Annotated in this window: 13 protein-coding genes; 6 read left to right on the top strand and 7 right to left on the bottom strand. The window is 70.3% G+C overall.

The window, feature by feature from the left end; all coding sequences use genetic code 11:
• Positions 1-75: 75 nt before the first annotated feature.
• Positions 76-1491 (bottom strand): FAD-binding oxidoreductase, encoded by a 1416-nt coding sequence (locus tag C5C17_RS17125; protein ID WP_104254565.1) that lies wholly within the window; start codon positions 1489-1491, stop codon positions 76-78.
• A gap of 411 nt (positions 1492-1902) precedes the next feature.
• Complete coding sequence (locus C5C17_RS17120) at positions 1903-6492, bottom strand: proline dehydrogenase family protein (RefSeq protein WP_104254564.1); 4590 nt, start codon at positions 6490-6492, stop codon at positions 1903-1905.
• A 119-nt stretch (positions 6493-6611) separates the two neighbouring features.
• On the opposite strand from C5C17_RS17120, the gene C5C17_RS17115 reads away from it, so the two are divergent.
• From C5C17_RS17115 to C5C17_RS17105, 3 genes are all read left to right on the top strand, one after another.
• A complete protein-coding gene (locus C5C17_RS17115) occupies positions 6612-7565 on the top strand; it encodes an L-lactate dehydrogenase (protein ID WP_104254563.1) in 954 nt (317 codons plus the stop codon).
• Positions 7566-7666: 101 nt separating this feature from the next.
• Positions 7667-8359, top strand: a complete 693-nt coding sequence (locus C5C17_RS17110) for a YitT family protein (RefSeq protein WP_219820527.1) — start codon at positions 7667-7669, stop codon at positions 8357-8359.
• A 169-nt stretch (positions 8360-8528) separates the two neighbouring features.
• Positions 8529-10097 carry an amino acid permease gene (locus tag C5C17_RS17105; RefSeq protein ID WP_104254562.1) on the top strand — a complete coding sequence of 523 codons (1569 nt, stop codon included), beginning with the start codon at positions 8529-8531 and terminating at the stop codon, positions 10095-10097.
• Between the two features lie 220 nt (positions 10098-10317).
• Here C5C17_RS17105 and C5C17_RS17100 read toward each other — a convergent pair whose 3' ends face one another.
• Positions 10318-11277 carry a carbohydrate kinase family protein gene (locus C5C17_RS17100; protein WP_167516553.1) on the bottom strand — a complete coding sequence of 320 codons (960 nt, stop codon included), beginning with the start codon at positions 11275-11277 and terminating at the stop codon, positions 10318-10320.
• A 68-nt stretch (positions 11278-11345) separates the two neighbouring features.
• Here C5C17_RS17100 and C5C17_RS17095 point away from each other — a divergent pair, with 68 nt between their 5' ends.
• Both C5C17_RS17095 and C5C17_RS17090 read left to right on the top strand, forming a co-directional pair.
• Positions 11346-11705: a hypothetical protein gene (locus tag C5C17_RS17095; protein ID WP_146079217.1), complete on the top strand. Its 360-nt coding sequence runs from the start codon at positions 11346-11348 to the stop codon at positions 11703-11705.
• A gap of 152 nt (positions 11706-11857) precedes the next feature.
• Positions 11858-13033: an SLC13 family permease gene (locus C5C17_RS17090; RefSeq protein ID WP_104254559.1), complete on the top strand. Its 1176-nt coding sequence runs from the start codon at positions 11858-11860 to the stop codon at positions 13031-13033.
• Positions 13034-13157: 124 nt separating this feature from the next.
• Here the strand turns inward: C5C17_RS17090 and C5C17_RS17085 are convergent, their stop codons facing one another.
• Positions 13158-13385, bottom strand: a complete 228-nt coding sequence (locus C5C17_RS17085) for a hypothetical protein (RefSeq protein WP_104254558.1) — start codon at positions 13383-13385, stop codon at positions 13158-13160.
• Positions 13386-13607: 222 nt separating this feature from the next.
• Here C5C17_RS17085 and C5C17_RS17080 point away from each other — a divergent pair, with 222 nt between their 5' ends.
• On the top strand, positions 13608-14594 hold the full coding sequence (locus tag C5C17_RS17080; protein ID WP_104254557.1) for a Gfo/Idh/MocA family protein: 987 nt from the start codon (positions 13608-13610) through the stop codon (positions 14592-14594).
• Between the two features lie 19 nt (positions 14595-14613).
• Here C5C17_RS17080 and C5C17_RS17075 read toward each other — a convergent pair whose 3' ends face one another.
• From C5C17_RS17075 to C5C17_RS17065, 3 genes are read right to left on the bottom strand one after another with little or no spacing between them, the layout of a single operon-like run.
• On the bottom strand, positions 14614-15594 hold the full coding sequence (locus tag C5C17_RS17075; RefSeq protein ID WP_104254556.1) for an ornithine cyclodeaminase family protein: 981 nt from the start codon (positions 15592-15594) through the stop codon (positions 14614-14616).
• On the bottom strand, positions 15591-16805 hold the full coding sequence (locus C5C17_RS17070) for an amidohydrolase family protein (protein WP_258066269.1): 1215 nt from the start codon (positions 16803-16805) through the stop codon (positions 15591-15593). Before C5C17_RS17070 ends, C5C17_RS17075 begins: the two co-directional genes overlap by 4 nt.
• Positions 16802-18340 (bottom strand): ABC transporter substrate-binding protein, encoded by a 1539-nt coding sequence (locus tag C5C17_RS17065; RefSeq protein ID WP_104254555.1) that lies wholly within the window; start codon positions 18338-18340, stop codon positions 16802-16804. The genes C5C17_RS17070 and C5C17_RS17065 overlap by 4 nt, the downstream gene beginning before the upstream one ends.
• Between the last annotated feature and the right edge of the window lie 16 nt (positions 18341-18356).

The following is an 18356-nucleotide window of genomic DNA, read 5'->3' as shown; positions in this document are numbered from 1 at the left end:
CAGACCGCGCGGGCTGCCAAGCCGCGATCTCACGCGGCGCGACGGCGCGACGGCGGGACGGCGGGACGGCGGGACCTACTCGGCGAAGACCTTGCCCGGGTTGAGAAGCCCCTGCGGGTCGAAGAGGCGCTTGATGCCGCGCTGCAGCTCGTACTGACGCTCGCCGAGCTCCTCACCCAGCCATTGGCGCTTGAGCAGGCCCACGCCGTGCTCGCCCGTGAGCGTGCCGCCGATCGAGATGGCGTACGTGAAGAGCTCGTCGGCGGCATCCCACACCGCCCGCGGCACGACCGTCTCCGCGCGGTCGTAGATGAACGTCGGATGCAGGTTGCCGTCTCCGGCGTGCGCGACCGTGACGATCGTGGTGCCGGTGCGCGCCGCGACCTCGTCGATCTTCGCGAACATGTCCGGCAGCCGGTCGCGGGGCACGGAGACGTCCTCGACCAGCACGTTCCCGAGCGCCTCCTTCGCGGCGTACGCCTGCCGCCGCACATCCACGAGCGTCAGCGCCGACTGCGGGTCGGTGGTCATCTCGACCGTGCCGCCGTTCGCGCGCAGCACCTCGACGATGCCCTCGGCCTCGGCGACCGCGTTCGCGCCGTCGGTCTGGATCAGCAGATACGAGTCGCCGTGCGAGGCGAGGTCGACGCCCGTGTACGCGGAGACGGCGGCCAGCACGCCCTTGTCCATGAGCTCCATGATCGCCGGCTGGATGCCAGACGCGGTTACGGCGGCGGATGCACGGGCCGCACGCCGCACATCCGTGAAGTACGCGCCGATGGTCGGCACGACCCCGGCCACGAGCGGACGCAGCTTGAGCGTGCACTCGACGATCACGCCGAGCGTGCCCTCCGAGCCGACCATGAGCGCGCACAGGTCGAGACCCGTGACCCCCTTGACCGTGCGGTGGCCGACCTCGATGACCGAGCCGTCGATGAGCACGACCTTGAGCCCGAGCACCGCCTCGCGCGTCACCCCGTACTTCGCGCACAGCAGGCCACCGGCGTTCGTCGCGATGTTGCCACCCACCGTCGAGATGTGCTTGGAGGCCGGGTCGGGCGCCCACCAGAAGCCGTGCCCCTCGAGCTGCTCGTTGAGGGCGCCGTTCAGGATTCCCGGTTGCACGACCGCGAGCTGGTTCGCCGGGGAGATCTCGAGGACCCGGTTCATGCGCAGCGTCGACAGCACGATCTCGCCCTCGCCGCCCGCGCCGCCTCCCGCGAGGCCAGTGCCGGCTCCGCGCGTGACGATGGGGACGCCGAACTCGCTCGCGACGCGGCACGCGGCCTGCACATCCTCGACCGACTCCGCCTCGACCAGCGCGAGCGGAACGCCGGCGGCGACCACACCGGAGCGATCGACGCGCAGCGGCTCAAGAGCCTCCGGGTCGGTGACCACCCTGCCAGGCAGCTCGCGGGACAGGGCCTCCAAGGCTCGCGCGAGGTCAGGCGTTCGCGGGGAGTCGGGGGTTCCGGCGGCGTCGACAGTCATGCGCTCGATCGTAGGCGACCGGCCTCGGAGCACCGAGGACACCCGCATCCGACCGCTCAGTCCCCTGATGGCCGAGGCCGCAGCAGCCCTCCCCCACGCCGTGCCGCCACGTGCGGGGTTTCTCCGACGGTGATGGGTTCTGCGGATAGGCGTGCTGGGTTTCTCTGACCGGTGATGGGTAGAAACCCATCAGCCTCGGAAGAAGTCCGCCTGGTCGGTGCGCGCACATGCTCTGCACGCCACAGCCGGCGTGCCCTCATCACGCGAAGCGCTGCCTCGGCGCGGCTTCTGCGCCGTCCGCCCAACACCTGACCAACATCAGTGCAGAATCCTCGGCTGAAACCTTCCAACCGCAATTTCGGCTCGAAATCGCACTGATGTTGGACAGCGCTCCCGGGAATCCCGAGCGCACTACCCGCGGGACTTGATAGGCCCCTGCGTGATGGGCGCGTCCGGGTCGATGGTCTGCTCGTACGGGAAGAGCTGCTGCATGCGCGGATCGGGGTGCCCGTTCCGGTGCGCGGTGATGGAGATCGCCTGCTCGCGCAGGAACGGGAGCGCCTCGATGCGACCGGCGGGCGTGACCTCGTCTGACCAGATGGAGATATCCGGGTCGCCCTGGAGGGCGTCGCAGAACTCACGCCGCTTGCCGCCGATGAGGCGCACGCGCAACGTCTCGATGCCGCCGCTGCGGGCGCGCTCGGCGAACTCGGCGTCGGTCTCCCTCTGCACGGTCAGGCCCTGCGCGTGCAGCTCGGCGAGCACCGCATCCGGCACCTCGACGCCTGACGTGACGAGCGGTTTCGAACGCACGATGCGGGCGGCGACGATGACGCGGATCAGGTCGGCGAGGGTTGCGTCCTCGGCCGCGCGGATCGTCGCGCGCGCCGGGATGTACCGCATGAGGTTGCGCTCGAACTTCAGGTTGGAGACGTCGGAGACCTCGCCGAACTCCTCGTTCCAGGCGATCTGGTCGCTGAGGGATGCACGGCGGAGGCGGTCGAAGGTCTCGTAGTCCATGAAGGGTGCCGCCGACTCGATGAGCGCCGTCGCCTGCTCGTCGATGCCGCGCAGGTGGAGGGTCTGGGACTGCTCGCCATGGTTCGGGCGCCACGCGCCGAGGGAGAGCAGCGAGTTGGGGCCCCCGAACTTCGTGGCGGTTCCGACCATGGAGCGGAGCCAGCCGCCGAACGGCTGCCGCTGAGGCGTGTTGCCGAGGATGTCTCGGTTCACGTAGAGGTTGCCGGCCTCGACGCGCCGCAGCCATTCGGCGATCTCGGTGCGGTCGAGCGAGTGGATGCCAGCTGTCAGCCCGTACTGGGTCGAGTTCTGCAGGCGGATGGCCTCGTCGAGGGTGTGCGTGTGCATGACGCTCAGCACTGGGCCGAAGAACTCGGTGACGTGCTGATAGCTGCCCGGCTTGACGCCGACGCGGATGCCGGGCGACCAGAGGCGACCGGTGTCGTCGAGCTGGCGCGGCTCGACGAGCCACGATTCGCCCTCGCCGAGGGAGGTGAGCGCGAAACGCAGCTGCGAGTCGGGCGGGGACACGAGCGGGCCGACGACGGCGCCCGGGTCGCTCGGGTAGCCGATGCGCAGTGATGCGACGGCGTCGGCGAGCTGCTCGTGGAAGCGCTTCGAGCGTGCCACGGAGCCGACGAGGATGACCGTGCCGGCGTGACCGGGGCGCTGCCCCGCGCTGAGGAACGCGCTGCGGGCGACATCGAGGGCGGCCCGGTCGAGATCAGCGCTCGGCGTGATGATCATGGAGTTCTTGCCGCTCGTCGCGGCGATGAGCGGCAGGTCGGGTCGCCACCGCAGGAACGATCGCGCCGTCTCCCAGTTGCCGCTGAGCAGCACCCGCTGCACGCGGTCGTCGGTGATGAGCATCTGTCCGAGCTGCTCGTCCGAGAGGAGGCTCTCGTCGCAGATCGCGAGCTGCACGAGGTCGCGCGGGATGTCCGCATCCCACAGCACCTCGGCGAAGACGGCCGCCGTGCGGCGCGTTCGGGGCGAGGGCTTCAGGACGACGGCGCTGCCGGCCGCGAGCGCCTGCGCCGTGTGCCCCGCGCTGCCGGCGACGGCGGGCACCCAGGATGGAGTGACGACGGTCACGGCGACGGGTTCGAAGTCGGCGCCCTGCATGCGGTCGAGCTGGCGGGCGAGGTGCGCGTAGTAGTTGGCGAGGTCGATGCAGCGGCTCACGTCGGCATCGACGTCGGGGAGTGGGGTCCCCGTCTCGGAGACGGCCACCTCGATGAGGCGCGCCCGGTTCGCTTCGAGCGCCTTCGCCACCTTCTCGAGCACGGCCGCCCGCTCCCAACCCGGCTTCTGCGCCCAGGGTTCGGCTGCGCGCTCGGCGCGCGACAGCAGCGCGTCCACGTCGTCTGGTTCGTGCAGCAGGTGCCGCTCGACCTCGTCGATGCCGAGTTCGCTGCGAGGCACTCGACGCTGGATGGAGAGGAGCCAGTCGCGGTTGCTGGCGAGCGACGGATCGGTGCCTGGCGCGTTGCGGAACGTGTTGCGCAGCAGGCGGCCGCGCTTCAGCCCGAGCACGACTTCGGTGAGGCGTGGGCTCGGTCCGGTGTCCGCCGGGTTCTCGGTGACCTCTTCTTCGTCGTCGATGATGGGCTTCGAGGCCGGCTTCAGCTTCTTCACGCGCGCCGGCCGTTCTGCAGCGGGCTCCTCGTCCTCGAAGAGGCCGTCGGGGAAGAGCTCGAGCTGGATGCTCGCGGTCACGGTGGCGGCGTCGTCGGCGAGCACGCGGTCCTGCTCGCGGTTCGGGCCCGAGTCGATCTGCCGCATGCGGGCGGTGGCGCTGAGGAGTCGTTCGTCGTCGGGATGCACGACGTCGGCGCCCACGCCTGGCGTGACGGCGGCCGTCACGGATGCCGCGTCGGCCGGTTCCGCGCCGAGCTGCCTGGCCCGCACATCGACCCGATGCTGCAGGTAGCTGGCCGCGTGGCGCTGCGTGGTTCCGTCGACGACGGGGGTGCGTTCGATGAGTTCGACGCCGGTCGAGCGGATGCGCGCGAGGGTCGCGTCGTCTGCCGAGCGAGGAACGACGACCCTGACCGGTTTCGGCAGTCCTCGCGCGTTCGCGATGGCGGCGGCGAGTGCCACGTCTCGGCGCGCATCCGCCTCGACCTCGACCCGGAACGCGGCGACGTGGTCGATCGCGAGCGCCTCGTCGAGGAGGCGCGCGAAGTTGGCGTCGACGTCGGCGTCGGACGCGTAGGTCGCGAGGCGCCAGCCGTTGATGACGGCGTCGGCGCGCTCGAGCTCGTGGTTCGCGTCGCGGGTGATCGCGACCGTGATGTCGGAGCCGAGGTCCTCGCGGCGCATGTGCGCCCATCCGCCGATGCGGCGGAGCAGGCCGGTCGTCTCAGGGAACTGGGCTGGCAGCGAGATGCCGACGTGGAGGCCGCGCAGCTCGTCCTGCTCGAAGGTACGCATGAAGGCCTGCACGGTCAGCTCGAGGTCGGTCGACGACTGAGCTCGCAGCATGAGCAGTGGCGGCGTCTGCGCGGTGAGGGCCGCCCGGCCGAGTGCGGAGAGCTTGAAGACGACGCGCTCGAGCGTTCCGTCGAAGTCCCAGAGGGCTGGCTGCGCTTCGATGTCGACGACGCGCAGCTCGACCTCGCGGATCTGGCCGGCGGCGAGCAGCTGCGTGTAGGTCTCGAGCCGCGCGTTGGAGGCGCGCTCACCGAGGACCTCGTCGCCGAGCAGGCGGATGCGGGGGACGGCCCCTCGGGACGCGGCCCGTTCGACTGCGGCCGAGATGTCGGCTGGCGCGTTCCTGACGGTGTCCTCCCCGAAGAACGCTGCCGTCGCCCGGCGCATGAGGGGCACCGCGAGCCACGGCACTCCCGGGCCGGCGAAGGCGCCCAGCTGGAACACGCGCTTCGTGCCGGTCGAGAGGCTCGCGGGGAGCTTGGGGGCGAGGTCGCCGAGGCCGTTGCCGGCCGCGATCGCGTCGTCCGGGCGGATGACCTCGTCGATGAGGGAGCGGAGGAACACCTCGCCGTCCGGCCCGCTGAGCACACGGTCGAGCTCGGAGGTCGTGTCGGCGCGACGCTTCGCGCGGGAGCTCGAGGCGGCCTCGACCGCGGCGGCCCGCTTCGCGTCGGCGTCGGCCACCTGCTCGCGCCAGCCGCGGAGCAGGGCGAGCGCCGCCGGGAGCGCTTCGGAGACGGGGACGTCCCGCAGCTGTGTCACGACCGGCATCGCGGCGGTCGGCGGGGCCGTATCGGCGGGAGTTCGGGGCGTCGTCTGGCCGGATTGTGCGCCGGAGGCCGTCACTTGCGGAGCGGATGCGCCGTCCCCGTCGCGATCAGGACCGGCGGGCCCGGCGTCGCGGTCCCCGGTCGCCGTGCGGCCTTCCGCCCGGAGCGCCGCGACGATGGAGTCGTCGACGGCGACGGTCTGATCTGGACGCGGGGCGGCGACCCGTCCGGCGTCTCGGTTTCCCGTCGCCGTTCGCCCCTCGGCTCGGAGCGCGCTCACGATCGAGTCGTCGACGGCGACGGTCTCGTTCGAGGGTTCGCGGGGCGTCTCACTGCCCGCCGGCGTCTCGACGTCGCCCGCGTTCGCATCTGCGGACATGCCAGCAGCCGAAGCGCCAGTGTTTGCAGCATCAGTGACGGAAGCGTCATCGATCGAGCCATCGCTGTCGCCTGCAGAGCCGTCGAGAACAGCGTCGTCAGCAGCGGCTTCGTCGGCAACAGCGTCGTCAGCAGCCGAGTCGTCGCCAGAGCCGTCGACCGTCGCATCGCCGACATCCGCACCGCCGTCGCGCTTCGCGAGCACCTGCTTCACGAAGTCAGCGCGCTGCACTCGCCTCGCGTCGACCTCCTCGAGTCCGCGCGCGCGCCGATCGGTGCCACCGCGGCCACCAGCGGCGCCCCCAGCCGTCGAGCCGGCGCCGCCGGCCGATCCGCTCGCTGGAGGAGTCGCGCCGTCGTGCTGTGATTCTTCACTTGATTCCGACGGGATGCGCATGCGAACGAGCGTAACCAGCGCACCTTCAGCGCAACCCGAGCCGCGCCGCGACACGCCGCAGCGATCAGGCCAGCGCCCATACGATCAGAGGGTTGCTGATCTTCCCGAAAGGAAGCACCATGCCCGTGCAGAAGCAGTCGAAAGTCGCGATCGTGGGGGCTGGCAGCGTCGGCACCTCGCTGGCGTACGCGTGCCTCATCCGTGGCGTCGCCCGAGAGATCACTCTCTACGACATCGACACGAAGAAGGTCGAAGCGGAGGTGCTCGACCTCGCGCACGGCACCCAGTTCACGGGTTCGAGCGTCATGACCGGCTCCAGCGACATCACGACCGTCGCGGGCGCCGACGTCGTCATCATCACGGCGGGCGCCAAGCAGAAGCCAGGGCAGACCCGCCTCGACCTGGTCGGCGTGAACGTCGGCATCCTCGAGTCGCTCATGCCGCAGCTCGTGGAGCTGGCCCCCAACGCCGTGTTCGTGCTCGTCACCAACCCGTGCGACGTGCTCACGGTCGTCGCCCAGCGCATCTCCGGCCTGCCGCCCGGCCGCGTCATCTCCTCCGGAACGGTGCTCGACACCTCCCGCCTGCGCTGGATCATCGCGAAGCTCGCGGGCGGTCTCGCGCCGACGAGCGTGCACGCCACCATCGTCGGCGAGCACGGCGACAGCGAGTTCGCGCTGTGGTCGCAGGCCACGATCGGCCCAATCCCCATCCTCGACTGGGAGCGCGACGGCGAGCGCCCCTTCACCGAGGAGACCCTCGAGAGCATCACCAACGACGTGCGCACGGCCGCCTACAAGGTCATCGAGGGCAAGGGCGCCACGAACTACGCGATCGGCCTCTCCGGGGCCCGCATCGCTGAGGCCATCGTCAACGACGAGCACGCCATCATGCCCGTCTCCACGCTCCTGCAGGGGCAGTGGGGCATCGACGACGTCGCCATCTCGACGCCCGTGATCGTGGGCGCCAACGGCGTCGAGCGCATCCTCGACACCCCGATGTCACCGAGCGAGCTCGAGAAGTTCCTCGCGTCCGCCGAGGAGATCCGCTCGACGGTGCGCTCCGTCAGCTAGAACCGCTTCGCCAGCCGCGAGTAACGCGGGGGCGGCCGCACCCATCCACTGTTCCCGAGTGGACCGCGATGCCCCCGCGCGCGAGGGGCTTAGATGAGCGGATGCGCTCCATCGTCCGCCTGCCCCGTCGCGCCACGCAGCTCGTCATCGGCATCGTCCTCTACGGCCTCGCCATCGCCATGATCGTGCGGGGCGAGCTCGGCGTCTCCCCCTGGGACGTGCTGACGCTCGGCATCCAGGTGCAGTCGGGGCTGCCGTTCGGGCTCATCACGGTGCTCATCAGCGTCGTCGTGCTCCTCATCTGGATCCCCCTCCGTCAGCGGCCGGGGTTCGGCACGCTCTTCAACGCGCTCTTCGTCGGGCCCTGCGCCGACCTGGGGCTCTGGCTCATCCCAGAGGGCCTCGATCTCTGGTGGCGCATCCTCCTGCTGGCCGGGGGCATCCTGACGCTGGGCCTCGCGACGGGCCTCTACATCGGCGCGCTCTTCGGGCCGGGCCCGCGCGACGGCCTCATGACGGGCCTGCACCGCGTCACGGGCTGGCGCATCTGGATCGTGCGCACGAGCCTCGAAGTGGTGGTGCTGGCGATCGGCTGGATGCTGGGCGGCGACGTCGGCATCGGCACTGTCGCGTTCGCGCTGCTCATCGGCCCGATCTGCGGCGTCACGATCCGCTGGTTCACGGTCGACATCGGCAGCGCGGCCGTAACCGAGACGACAGCCGAGCGGGATGCGCGCGGCAGCGTCGAACCGAGCGACCCGGACACCGTCCCAGGAGATTCCCCCGCAAGCTGAGCGCATCAGTCCCGTGTCACTTATGAACACAAGGTGAACGGGACCCGCGGCGCCCCCTACCCTTGCTCGGTACCGACCTCGAGGCGCCCAGCGCGTTCCTCCCTCACGTGCTGACTCTTCAGCGAACGCGCGACGCCCGGGGTTCCCTTCACCAGGAGAAACGTGATCCATGACGTCCCCAAGCGCTGACGGCCAGATTCCAGAGGGTGCCGCCGCACCCCACACCGAGGCCGTCTTCACCGAGAAGGGCCGCGACCTGAGCGAGCGCGGCCACCAGTCGCGCCGCGGCCCGGCCGTCGAGCAGGGCGAGGCCCTCGCCAACACGCTGAAGCCACGCCACCTGTCGATGATCGCCCTCGGCGGCGTCATCGGCGCTGGCCTGCTCGTCGCCTCGAGCACCGCGATCCTCGCGGCAGGCCCCGCCGTCATCCTCGCCTACGCCCTCGCCGGGGTCGTCGTCGTGCTCGTCATGCGGATGCTCGGCGAGATGGCCTCCATCTCGCCCGAGACCGGCTCGTTCTCCGCCTACGCCACGCGCTTCATCGGGCCATGGGCCGGCCTCTCCATCGGCTGGCTGTACTGGTGGTTCTGGGTGGTCGTCGTCGGCATCGAAGCCACCGCCGCCGCCGTCATCATCAGCGGCTGGCTGCCCGAGGTTCCCCAATGGATCCCGGCGCTCATCATCACGCTCGTGTTCCTCATCGCGAACCTCATCAGCGTGAAGTCGTTCGGCGAGTTCGAGTTCTGGTTCGCGTCGATCAAGATCGTCTCGATCATCATCTTCATCATCGTCGGCGCCCTCCTCATCGCGCACGTCATCCCCAACAACACGGCCACGTTCGGCAACCTCGCGCCTGCGGACGGCGGCTTCGCCCCGTTCGGCGTCGCCGGCATCCTCGCCGCGCTCCTCCCCGTCATCTTCTCGATGTTCGGCGCCGAGGTCGCGACCATCGCGGCCGGCGAGTCCGAGCAGCCCGCCCAGGCGGTGCGCAAGGCCGTGAACTCGGTCGTGTGGCGCATCCTGCTCTTCTACATCGGCTCGATCCTCGTGGTCCTCATCGTGCTGCCCTGGGACCAGATCACGGCAGGCGTGAGCCCGTTCGTCACGATGCTGAACGCCGCCGGCATCGGCTGGGCAGCCCTCGCGATGGACATCATCGTGCTCTCCGCGCTGCTCTCCACCCTCAACGCGTCGCTCTACACCGCGTCCCGCATGGCCTTCTCCCTGTCGCGCCGCGGTGAGGCGCCGAAGGCGTTCCGGAAGGTCTCGAAGCGCGGCACCCCGTACGTCGCGATCCTCGCATCCGCCGTCGTCGGCCTCCTCTCGGTCGTGCTCAACTACACGACCCCCGAGTACGTGTTCTCGTTCCTCGTCAACTCGACCGGCGCCGTCGCGATCTTCGTGTGGATCGTCATCGCCGTCTCCCAGCTGCGCTCGCGCCGCATCCTCGCGGAAGACGCCGTCGCCGCCGGCGAGGACCCGAACGCGAACACGAAGGGCGCCATCCGCATGTGGGGCTTCCCGTGGCTCACCTGGGTGGTCATCGTCGCCCTGTCAGCGCTGCTCATCTACATGTTCTTCGCGGGCGAGACGCGCCTCATCGAGGTCACGACGAGCTTCATCATCGCGGGGATCTCGATCGTCGCGGGTGTGGTCGTGCAGCGCAAGCAGAAGCGCGAGCGCGCGGCGGAGGCGACTCCCGCGTCCGAGCCGACTTCGACACCCTCGACGAAGTAGTTTTCTCTCCTCCCCGGTTTCCGGATGGGTTCCTCGCTTCGGGATGGGTTGCAAAGCATCCCGAAGCGAGAAACCCATCCCGAGTCGACGCGGTCGGCCCGGATTGGCCGGCACGGCCCGCCACATGGTTCTTGCGACTCGGGATGGAGAAGTCGCTTCGTCGCGGGAAGTTCCCCAGCACGAAGTGACTTCGCCATCCCGAGACCGCCGGGAGGCCCAGCTACGCGTCGACGGCGGGCGGCAGGTCGTCGTCCGCGGCGAGGAAGCTGCCCGTGACGCGCACCGTGGCGGCCGCGACGGTCATCGCCCGCTGCAGCACTCGGCGCGCATCCGCCGCCTCGTGCGGCACCCCGCCCTGGGCGATGGAGGCGACCGCGGTCGCGAAGACCGCGTCACCGGCCCCCATCGTGTCGACGATCTCACCGGGCAGCTCGACGATCGGCTCGGCCACGTCGATGCCGGCCCGGTTGACCCATCTCCCGCCGCGCGTGCCCTCGGTGGCGAGCACGTGGGTGGCTCCGAGGTCGAGCATGTCGCTGGTCGCCTCGTCGAGGGGGGCTTCGAAGAGCAGGTCGGCGTCGTTGTCGGAGAGGTGCGCGAAGAGGGCGCTGGACACGTGCCGCTCGAAGTTGTCGAGGAACGCGGCTGGGTCCTCGACGAGCCCGAGGCGCGGGTTCGGGTCGAGGAGCAGGCGCTCCTGTGGGCGGATCACGGCCTCGAGGAGGCGCCTGTGCTGCTTCTTGTCGTCGAACGCGAAGCCGGAGATCGCGACGAACGGCGCCGCGCGGATGAGCGCAACCTGCTCGTCGTCGAAGCGGATGCGTCGGGCCCGGGCCGCGTCGTCGAAGGTGTAGAGGGGCTCCCCGTCAGCCGGTTCGCCGATCGCTCGCCCCGTGCCCGCGAGCGACACGGACGGCGCGAACTGGATGCCCCGCTTCCGCAGGTGGTCGCGGATGCGGAGCCCGTCCGGGTCGTCGCCGATGCTCGCGATGAGGGCGACTGGCACGCGCAGGCGCGCGAGCGCCATGGTGACGTTGAGCGCCGAACCGCTCACGTAGCTGCGGCGCGTGAGGCCCCCGCGCGCCTCCGTCTCCTGCAGTTCCGTGACGATGGCGTCGCCGATGACCACAACTGGCGCGTCTGAGGTGGGGCGGGCCTTCGCTGTGGGTTTGCTGCTCATGTCCCCGATTGTGCCTTGCATGGATGGACCCTGACTGTCTGTTCGAAGTGCACGCTTATCCTCGTTGCATGTCCACTCCAGCTACCAGCCGAGAGGCAGCGCACGTGCTGCTCGACGCCGTCTCCGTCACGGAGGTGTCGCCGGACGCAGCGGCGCTCGCCTACGAGCGACTCGTCGAAGTCGGCGCTTTTGTCGTGCAGGTCGAGCAGGGGCAGGGGCTGGACTCCGACGGCGACCCGGATGCCGAGCTTCCCGCTGACGGCGGCCCCAACCAGGTGAAGGTCAACATCGAGCTGTCGAACCTGCTGCACGCCAACTACATGACCCTCGACTGGCTCATCGAGGAGCTCGCCCACGCCCGCGACACGACACGCGACGACATCATCATCGCGCTCCGCGAGCACCTGGACAGCGTCGCCGCCAAGTAGCGGCTACCCGGTTCGGCGGCAAAGGCTGAGCGAGCCCAGGATCAGCGCGCCGACCGTGAACGCCCGTCTCGCGGACGAGCCTCGGCGGGTGGTGTCCGCGACGAGCGAGCGACGACATTCGCGCCGCGCCGCGGGCCTAAACTTGCTCAGCCATGGCCGAGTCCCCCGCGTCCCGCGTCGCCCCTCTCATCGCCACCGCCGTGCTCGTCATCGCGGCGGTGGTCGTCGCGGCCACCGGCCTGCTGCCGGCGCCAGAGCTGCTGGAGCTCGGCGAGCGGGTGGTGCCCGTGCTCGCGTTCGTCGTCGCCATCACGATCGTGGCGGAGCTGGCGAGCGAGGCCGGAGTCTTCTCGGCGCTCGCCGACCGGCTCGCGAAGCTCGGACGTGGTCGTCTGTGGCTGCTGTGGATGCTCGTTCTCCTGCTCGCCGTCGTGAGCACCGCCTTCCTCTCCCTCGACACGACCGCGGTGCTCGTCACTCCGGTGGTCGTGCTGCTCGCCGTGCACGTCGGAGTCTCGCCCATCCCATTCGCGCTCGCGACCGTGTGGCTCGCGAACACCGCATCCCTCTTCCTGCCCGTCTCGAACCTCACGAGCCTGCTCGCCGCTCGGTCCTTCGACGGCGGGCCGCTCCAGTTCCTCGCGCTGACATGGGCTCCGGCACTCGTCGGCGTGGTCGCGAGCGCCGCCATCCTCTCGTTCGTCTTCCGCCGCCAGCTCGACCGTCGGTACCGCATGCCGACGCCCGCGAGCATCCCGGACCGGCCGCTGCTCATCTTCTCGTCGATCATCACGGCCCTGCTGCTGCCGCTGCTCGTCTCCGGTGTCGAGGTGGCGATTCCCGCGGGCGCGGCCGCCCTGCTGCTCATCGCCGCGTTCGCGACGCGTCGGCGGGATGCGCTGCGCTTCGGCCTCGTGCCGTGGCAGGCGCTCGGCATCGCCGGGTCGCTGTTCGTGCTCGTCGAGGCCGCCCACGCGCACGGGCTGAGCGAGCTGCTCGCCGCCGTCTCGGGACGTGGCGACGACCCGCTCAGCCTCCTGCAGCTGGCCGCGATCGGCGCCGCGAGCGCCAACGGCATCAACAACCTGCCCGCCTACCTCGCCCTCGAACCAGTCGCCGAGAGTCCTGCCCGGCTGGTCGCGCTGCTCATCGGCGTCAACCTCGGCCCCCTCGTCACACCGTGGGCCTCGCTCGCGACGCTGCTCTGGCACGAGCGTCTCGTGTCGCTCGGCGTGACGATCTCCTGGCTACGCTTCGTGGCCCTCGGGCTGGTCGGGGTCGCGATCGTCGTGCCCCTCGCGACGCTGGCCCTCGCCGCGACGTTGTGAGCGCGTGCGTGACAGGCCGGTCCTCCTCCCTGAACGACCGCCCCATCCACACGAGAACTGCCGGTTCGTGGCGCAAGGAAGATGCTTCTGCCGTGTGGACGTGCTGGTGACACCGGTTCGAGCGCTACTTCTTCCTTGCCGTCTCGTCGAACGCGGCCTGCAGGGCGATCGCGAAGCCGACGCCCAGTGCGATGCCCGTCATCATGAACGCAACGGTGAAGGTCGGGCTCATCGCCAGGATGACGGAGACCACGATCCCGATTGCGACGCCGATGGCGATGCCTATTGCCCAGGGCACGAGCCTGGGGCGGTAGCTGCTGACGGGGTCTCTGTCCTGCTTCGGTGGGGTCACGGTGCTCTCCGGTCCTCGTCGAACGCTGTGTGCCAATTCTGGCCCGGCCGTGGGCGCCGTCGAGCGCCGTGGGTGAAACGATCAGCTTCCGCGCGGGTGACGCGCAGGTGCGGGCCCGCCTGCACCAGAACGGCGGCATCGTGTGCGGGATCGATGCCGCCCGCGCTCGGGCAGGTCCATCCAGAACCGCACCTCGACGCGCCGCTCGGGTAGGTTCGCGTCATGCAGAAGACCAGGTGGGCCATCCTCGGACCGGGCGCGATCGCGGAGTCGTTCGCGAAGTGGCTGCCAGGCTCTGAACACGGCGAGCTGCGGGCGGTTGCGAGCCGGGACCCCGAGCGCGCGGCCGTGTTCGCTGCCCGCTACGGCGCGGAGGCCTCCGGCACGTATGCCGAGGTGCTCGCCCGCGACGACGTGGACGCCGTGTACGTCGCCACCGTGCACACGACCCATGCCGAGCTCGCGATCGCAGCCCTCGAAGCCGGCAAGGCTGTGCTGTGCGAGAAGCCACTGGCTCCGAGCGCCGACGAGACGGAGCGGGTCCTCGCCGCCGCCGAACGCGCCGGCCTGCCCGTCGTGGAGGCCTACAAGCACCGCTTCAGTCCGCTCGCTCGCGCCATCGACGATCGGCTGGGGCGAGGCCAGGTCACGACGCCGCTGCACGTGCAAGCGCACTTCGGCTTCGCCGCAGGCAGCAGGGACGGCCGCCTCTTCGACCCCGACCTCGCGGGCGGGGCGATCTTCGACGTCGGCGGCTACCCCGTGTCGTTCGCGGTCAGCGCGGCGGCCGAGGCGGGCATCGAGCTGTCGGAGCTGCACCTCGCGAACCCGCACGGACGCGTCGAGGGCGGCGTCGATGTCTTCTCGTCCGCCAGCGTCGAGGCACCCGGCTTCACCGCCTTCGTCGAGTGCGCCATCGACACACAGCTCCCGAAGAGCGCCGACATCGTCGGGCAGGGCGGCTGGATCACGCTCGAGGACGCATTCGGCGACCGCGACCTCTCACCGGCGACCCTCACCCACATCCACGAGGGGCAGAGCCACCGCATCGAGGTGGCGCAGATCCACCCCTTCGCGGCCGAGGCGGATGCGGTCTCGCGCGCCCTCAGCGAGGGTCGCCTCGAGTCGCGCGCCATGCCGTGGGAGCAGACGCGCACGGTCGCGCGCCTCCTGGACGCCTGGCACGCCGGCGTGATGGCGACCGGCTGACAGCCAGCCGCCTCAGCCTTCAGGCGTTGAGATCGAGCTCGATCCCCACGCCCCGCGAGCGCGCCTCGCGCACCAGGAGGTCCGCGATGGCCAGGTCCTGAGCGCCGATTCCGACGGAGTCGAACAGCGTGATCTGCTCGGTGCTCGTCCGACCCGGTCGCAGCCCAGCCAGCACCTCGCCGAGCGTCCCTATGACGTCGTCGAGGGTGAGCGCACCCTCGGCCACCGCGAGCATGAGGTCTCCCGACTTCGTGCGTGCGGTCGCCAGGTCATCGACCCACACGGACGCGCGTGACATGGTCAGCGCATCCACCTCGCGCTCGTCGGGTCGTGGCCTGGCACCGACCACGTTGAGGTGCTGCCCGGGGCGCAGCCACTCGCCCCGCACGATCGGGCCGACCGATGGCGTGAGCGTGCACACCGTGTCCGCCTGTTCGAAGACCCTGTCGCACGCGTCGACGACCTCGATGGCACCCGGCCAGTCGAGCGTCTCCGCGAGCGCGACGGCCCGCTCGCTGGTCCGCGACCAGATGACGAGGCGATCCCAGTCGCGTACGCCGCGGAGCGCCTCGACGTGCTCCCGAGCGAGCCCGCCCGCGCCCACGAGGCCGAGGACGCGGCTGTCGTCGCGGGCCAGCGCGCGAGTCGCCACAGCACTCGCGGCGGCCGTCCGCACACGAGTGGGGACCCCTCCGTGCAGCAGCGCGACCGGGGCGCCGATCTCCCGGTCGAGCACGGTGATCATCGAACGCTGCGTGGGCAGCCCCCTCGCCAAGTTGTCGGGCACATCGGCGAGCAGCTTCACCGCGGCAGTACCGGTGGCCTCCGAGAGCGCGGACATGAGCACGTAACGGCCGGTTCCAGCATCCGTCTTCATGGACGTGGGTGGCGGCTGGTCTGCGGCCCCGCGGGCGATCTCCGCGAAGATCCGCGCCACCGCGAGCTCAGTTGCCGATCTGTCGACCAGCTCCTCGAGTTGCGAGGCGGTCAGCACGATCACGCGGGACCCACGAGCTCGAGGGCCTCGGCGACGACGACCCCACCGAAGACGACGGTGCGGTCGGGGAGTCGGTCCATGACCGCACTGGTCACGGTCTCGCCCGCGATAAGCTGGAGGTCTGCACGGTCGCCGACCGAAACGCCGGGGCGGTCGAGGGACCCCTGCAGCGCCGGGGAGGTTCCCAGCACGGAGCGGCCGCCGACCGTGGCGATGGCCATGCAGTGCTCGATGTCCTCGTCACGCCGGAAGCCGTTCGTGAAGGCCAGCTGCCAGGTGCGATCCAGCATGTCGGCGTTGCCGTACGGCGACCAGTAGTCGCGCTGGCCGTCCTCGCCGAGGCCGACCCGGATGCCGTGCTCGGCCAGCAGCAGCGTCGGCAGCGGCTTGGCAGGCGCGATCGTCGCCCAGGCGATGTCGAGCTCAGCGAACTGCTCGACCAGGGGAAGAAGCTGCTCGCGGGGCAGCTCGGCGAGCCCGTATCCGTGCGAGATGGTCACCCGTCCGGTCATGCCGAGCGTGCGGGTGCGTTCCACGATGAGCTCGGCCGAGAACCGGGCCAGCTGGTCGGGCTCGTGCAGGTGGATGTCGATGGGCGCTTCGTAGCGCTCGGCGAGCCCGAAGACCAGGTCGAGGTGCCTGGCCGGGTCGCGGTCGAGCTGGCACGGATCGATGCCGCCGACCACGTCGGCACCGGAGCGCATGGCTTCCTCGAGGAGCTCGAACGAGCCCTCCTCGCGAAGCAGACCGGCCTGAGGGAAGGCGATCACCTCGACGGTGGCGCGTTCCCGGTGCCGCTCCTTGGCGGCGAGCACCGCCTCGAGCCGCTCGAGCCGCGCATCCACGTCCACCTGCGCGTAGCTCCGTGCGCTTGTGGTGCCGTGGGCGATCATGCGCGCCAGGGTGCCACTTGTGCGCTCCTCCATGGACGCTTCGGCCTCGCGCCAGTTGACTCGGTCGTTGAGCATCATGCCCCACACCCCGGGGCGGCCCGTGTGCGGCCGGAACGGGAGGCCGATTCGGGTGGAGTCGAGGTGCACGTGCACGTCAGCGAAGGAGGGGAGCAGGATGCGACCGCGACCGTCGATCACCGTCTCGCCCGCCTCCGGCGTCGTGCCGGTCGGCAGGATGGCGGCGATCTTCCCTTCCTTCAGCCGGACGTCGGCCGGTTCCCCACCCCAGGGGCGGACGTCTCGGAGCAGCGCGGCGCTCAACGGAAGCTCGTCTGCGTGAAGTCGAAGAGGCCGTCGGCGCGGGGCGTCCACTCGAGGTCGGGGTCGGCGGCGTAGTTGTTCATGGGCACGTAGAGCGGCACGAAGTATCCCTGTTCGTTGCTGTAGTTGAGCAGTTCGGCGAAGACGTCCAGGCGCTCATCACCGGTGACCGCGCGCTGTTCGGCCGCGAGCTCGGCCGTGCGCGGGTCCTGCGCGTAGTTGTTGTTGCCCGCGGTCTCGTAGAAGTCGGTCAGCGGCAGGTCGCCGTCGACCGTCGAGGGCGCCCAGGTGTTGAGGTAGATGCCCTGCATCTCCTTGCTGCGGATCTTGAGCGTGTGGGCCTGCTGGTCGGCGCCGCGCAGCTCGACGGTGATGCCGACCTCGGCGAGTGACGCCTGAATGGTCTGCGCGACCTCGGAGGAGAGGGGGATGCGGCCGTCGGTCGCGTAGTCGAAGGGGATCGACTCGCCGGCGTAGCCGGCCTCCGCGAGCAGCTCGCGGGCCCGCTCCTGGTTGAAGCCCGGGTCGGTCACGTCGTCACTGTAGCCCTCGACGGCGGGCGCGAGCATGGCGCTTGCTGGCTCAGCGAGGCCCCCGAGGAGGCCCCCGGTGATGGCGTCCTTGTCGATGGCCAGGGCGATGGCCTCCCGGATGCGCACGTCGGTGAGCATGCCGCTCGTGGAGTTGACGCCGAGGAAGACGACGCCGTTCGACAGGGCAGAGAACACCTGCGCCGCCCCCTGCCCATCGACCGAGGAGACCTGGGTGGGTCCGATGGGCGCGACATCGAGGCTGCCGGAGAGCACGCCGTTGACGCGGGACTCGTCCGAGGAGACGGGCTGCAGTGAGATCTGCTCGATGGCGGGTGCCTCTCCCCAGTAGTCGTCGTTGCGCGCCAGGTCGTAGGTGACCCCGGTCTGGATGCTCTCGAACACGTATGGGCCTGATCCGATGGGATCCTGGGCGAAGGCGTCGGCACCGACTTCCTGGTACGTGTCGGCGGGTACGACCGAGATCAGCGACGTGTTTCGCGGGAACGCCGAGAACGGGGAGTTGAGGGTGAAGCGCACGGTGAGCTCGTCGACGGCCTCGACCGACGAGACGGAGCTGAGGTACGCGAAGTTCTCACCGGTCGGGTCGTCGAGGATCGTCTGGTACGAGAAGGCCACGTCCTCGGCGGTGATCGCCTCGCCGTTGCTTGCCGTGACCCCTTCGCGCAGGGTGAAGTCCCACTGCGTGAGGTCGTCGTTGGGTGTCCACTCGGTGGCGAGCTTTGGTGCCAGCTCGCCGTCGGCGGTGATCGCCACGAGCTGGTCGAAGGTGTGGAAGAACACGGAGAGCACGACGAGTGCGCCGGAGCGGATCGGGTCCATCGAGGTCGGGTCGGTGGGGATGGCGGCGACGATCCTGGTGGGCGTCTCGCCTTCTGCGCTGGCTTCGTCGAAGCCGCCGGCGCAGCTGGTGAGCAGGAGGGTGCCGGTGGCGGCGAGTGCACCGGTCGCGAGCAGGCGACGTCGGCGGGCGTGCTTGGGCATGGGGTTCCTCTGATTC

It is taken from the genome of Pseudoclavibacter sp. RFBA6, from assembly GCF_002931575.1.
In the GTDB taxonomy this organism is placed as follows: Bacteria; Actinomycetota; Actinomycetes; order Actinomycetales; family Microbacteriaceae; genus Pseudoclavibacter; species Pseudoclavibacter terrae.
This window is presented reverse-complemented; position numbering and strand designations above follow the sequence as displayed.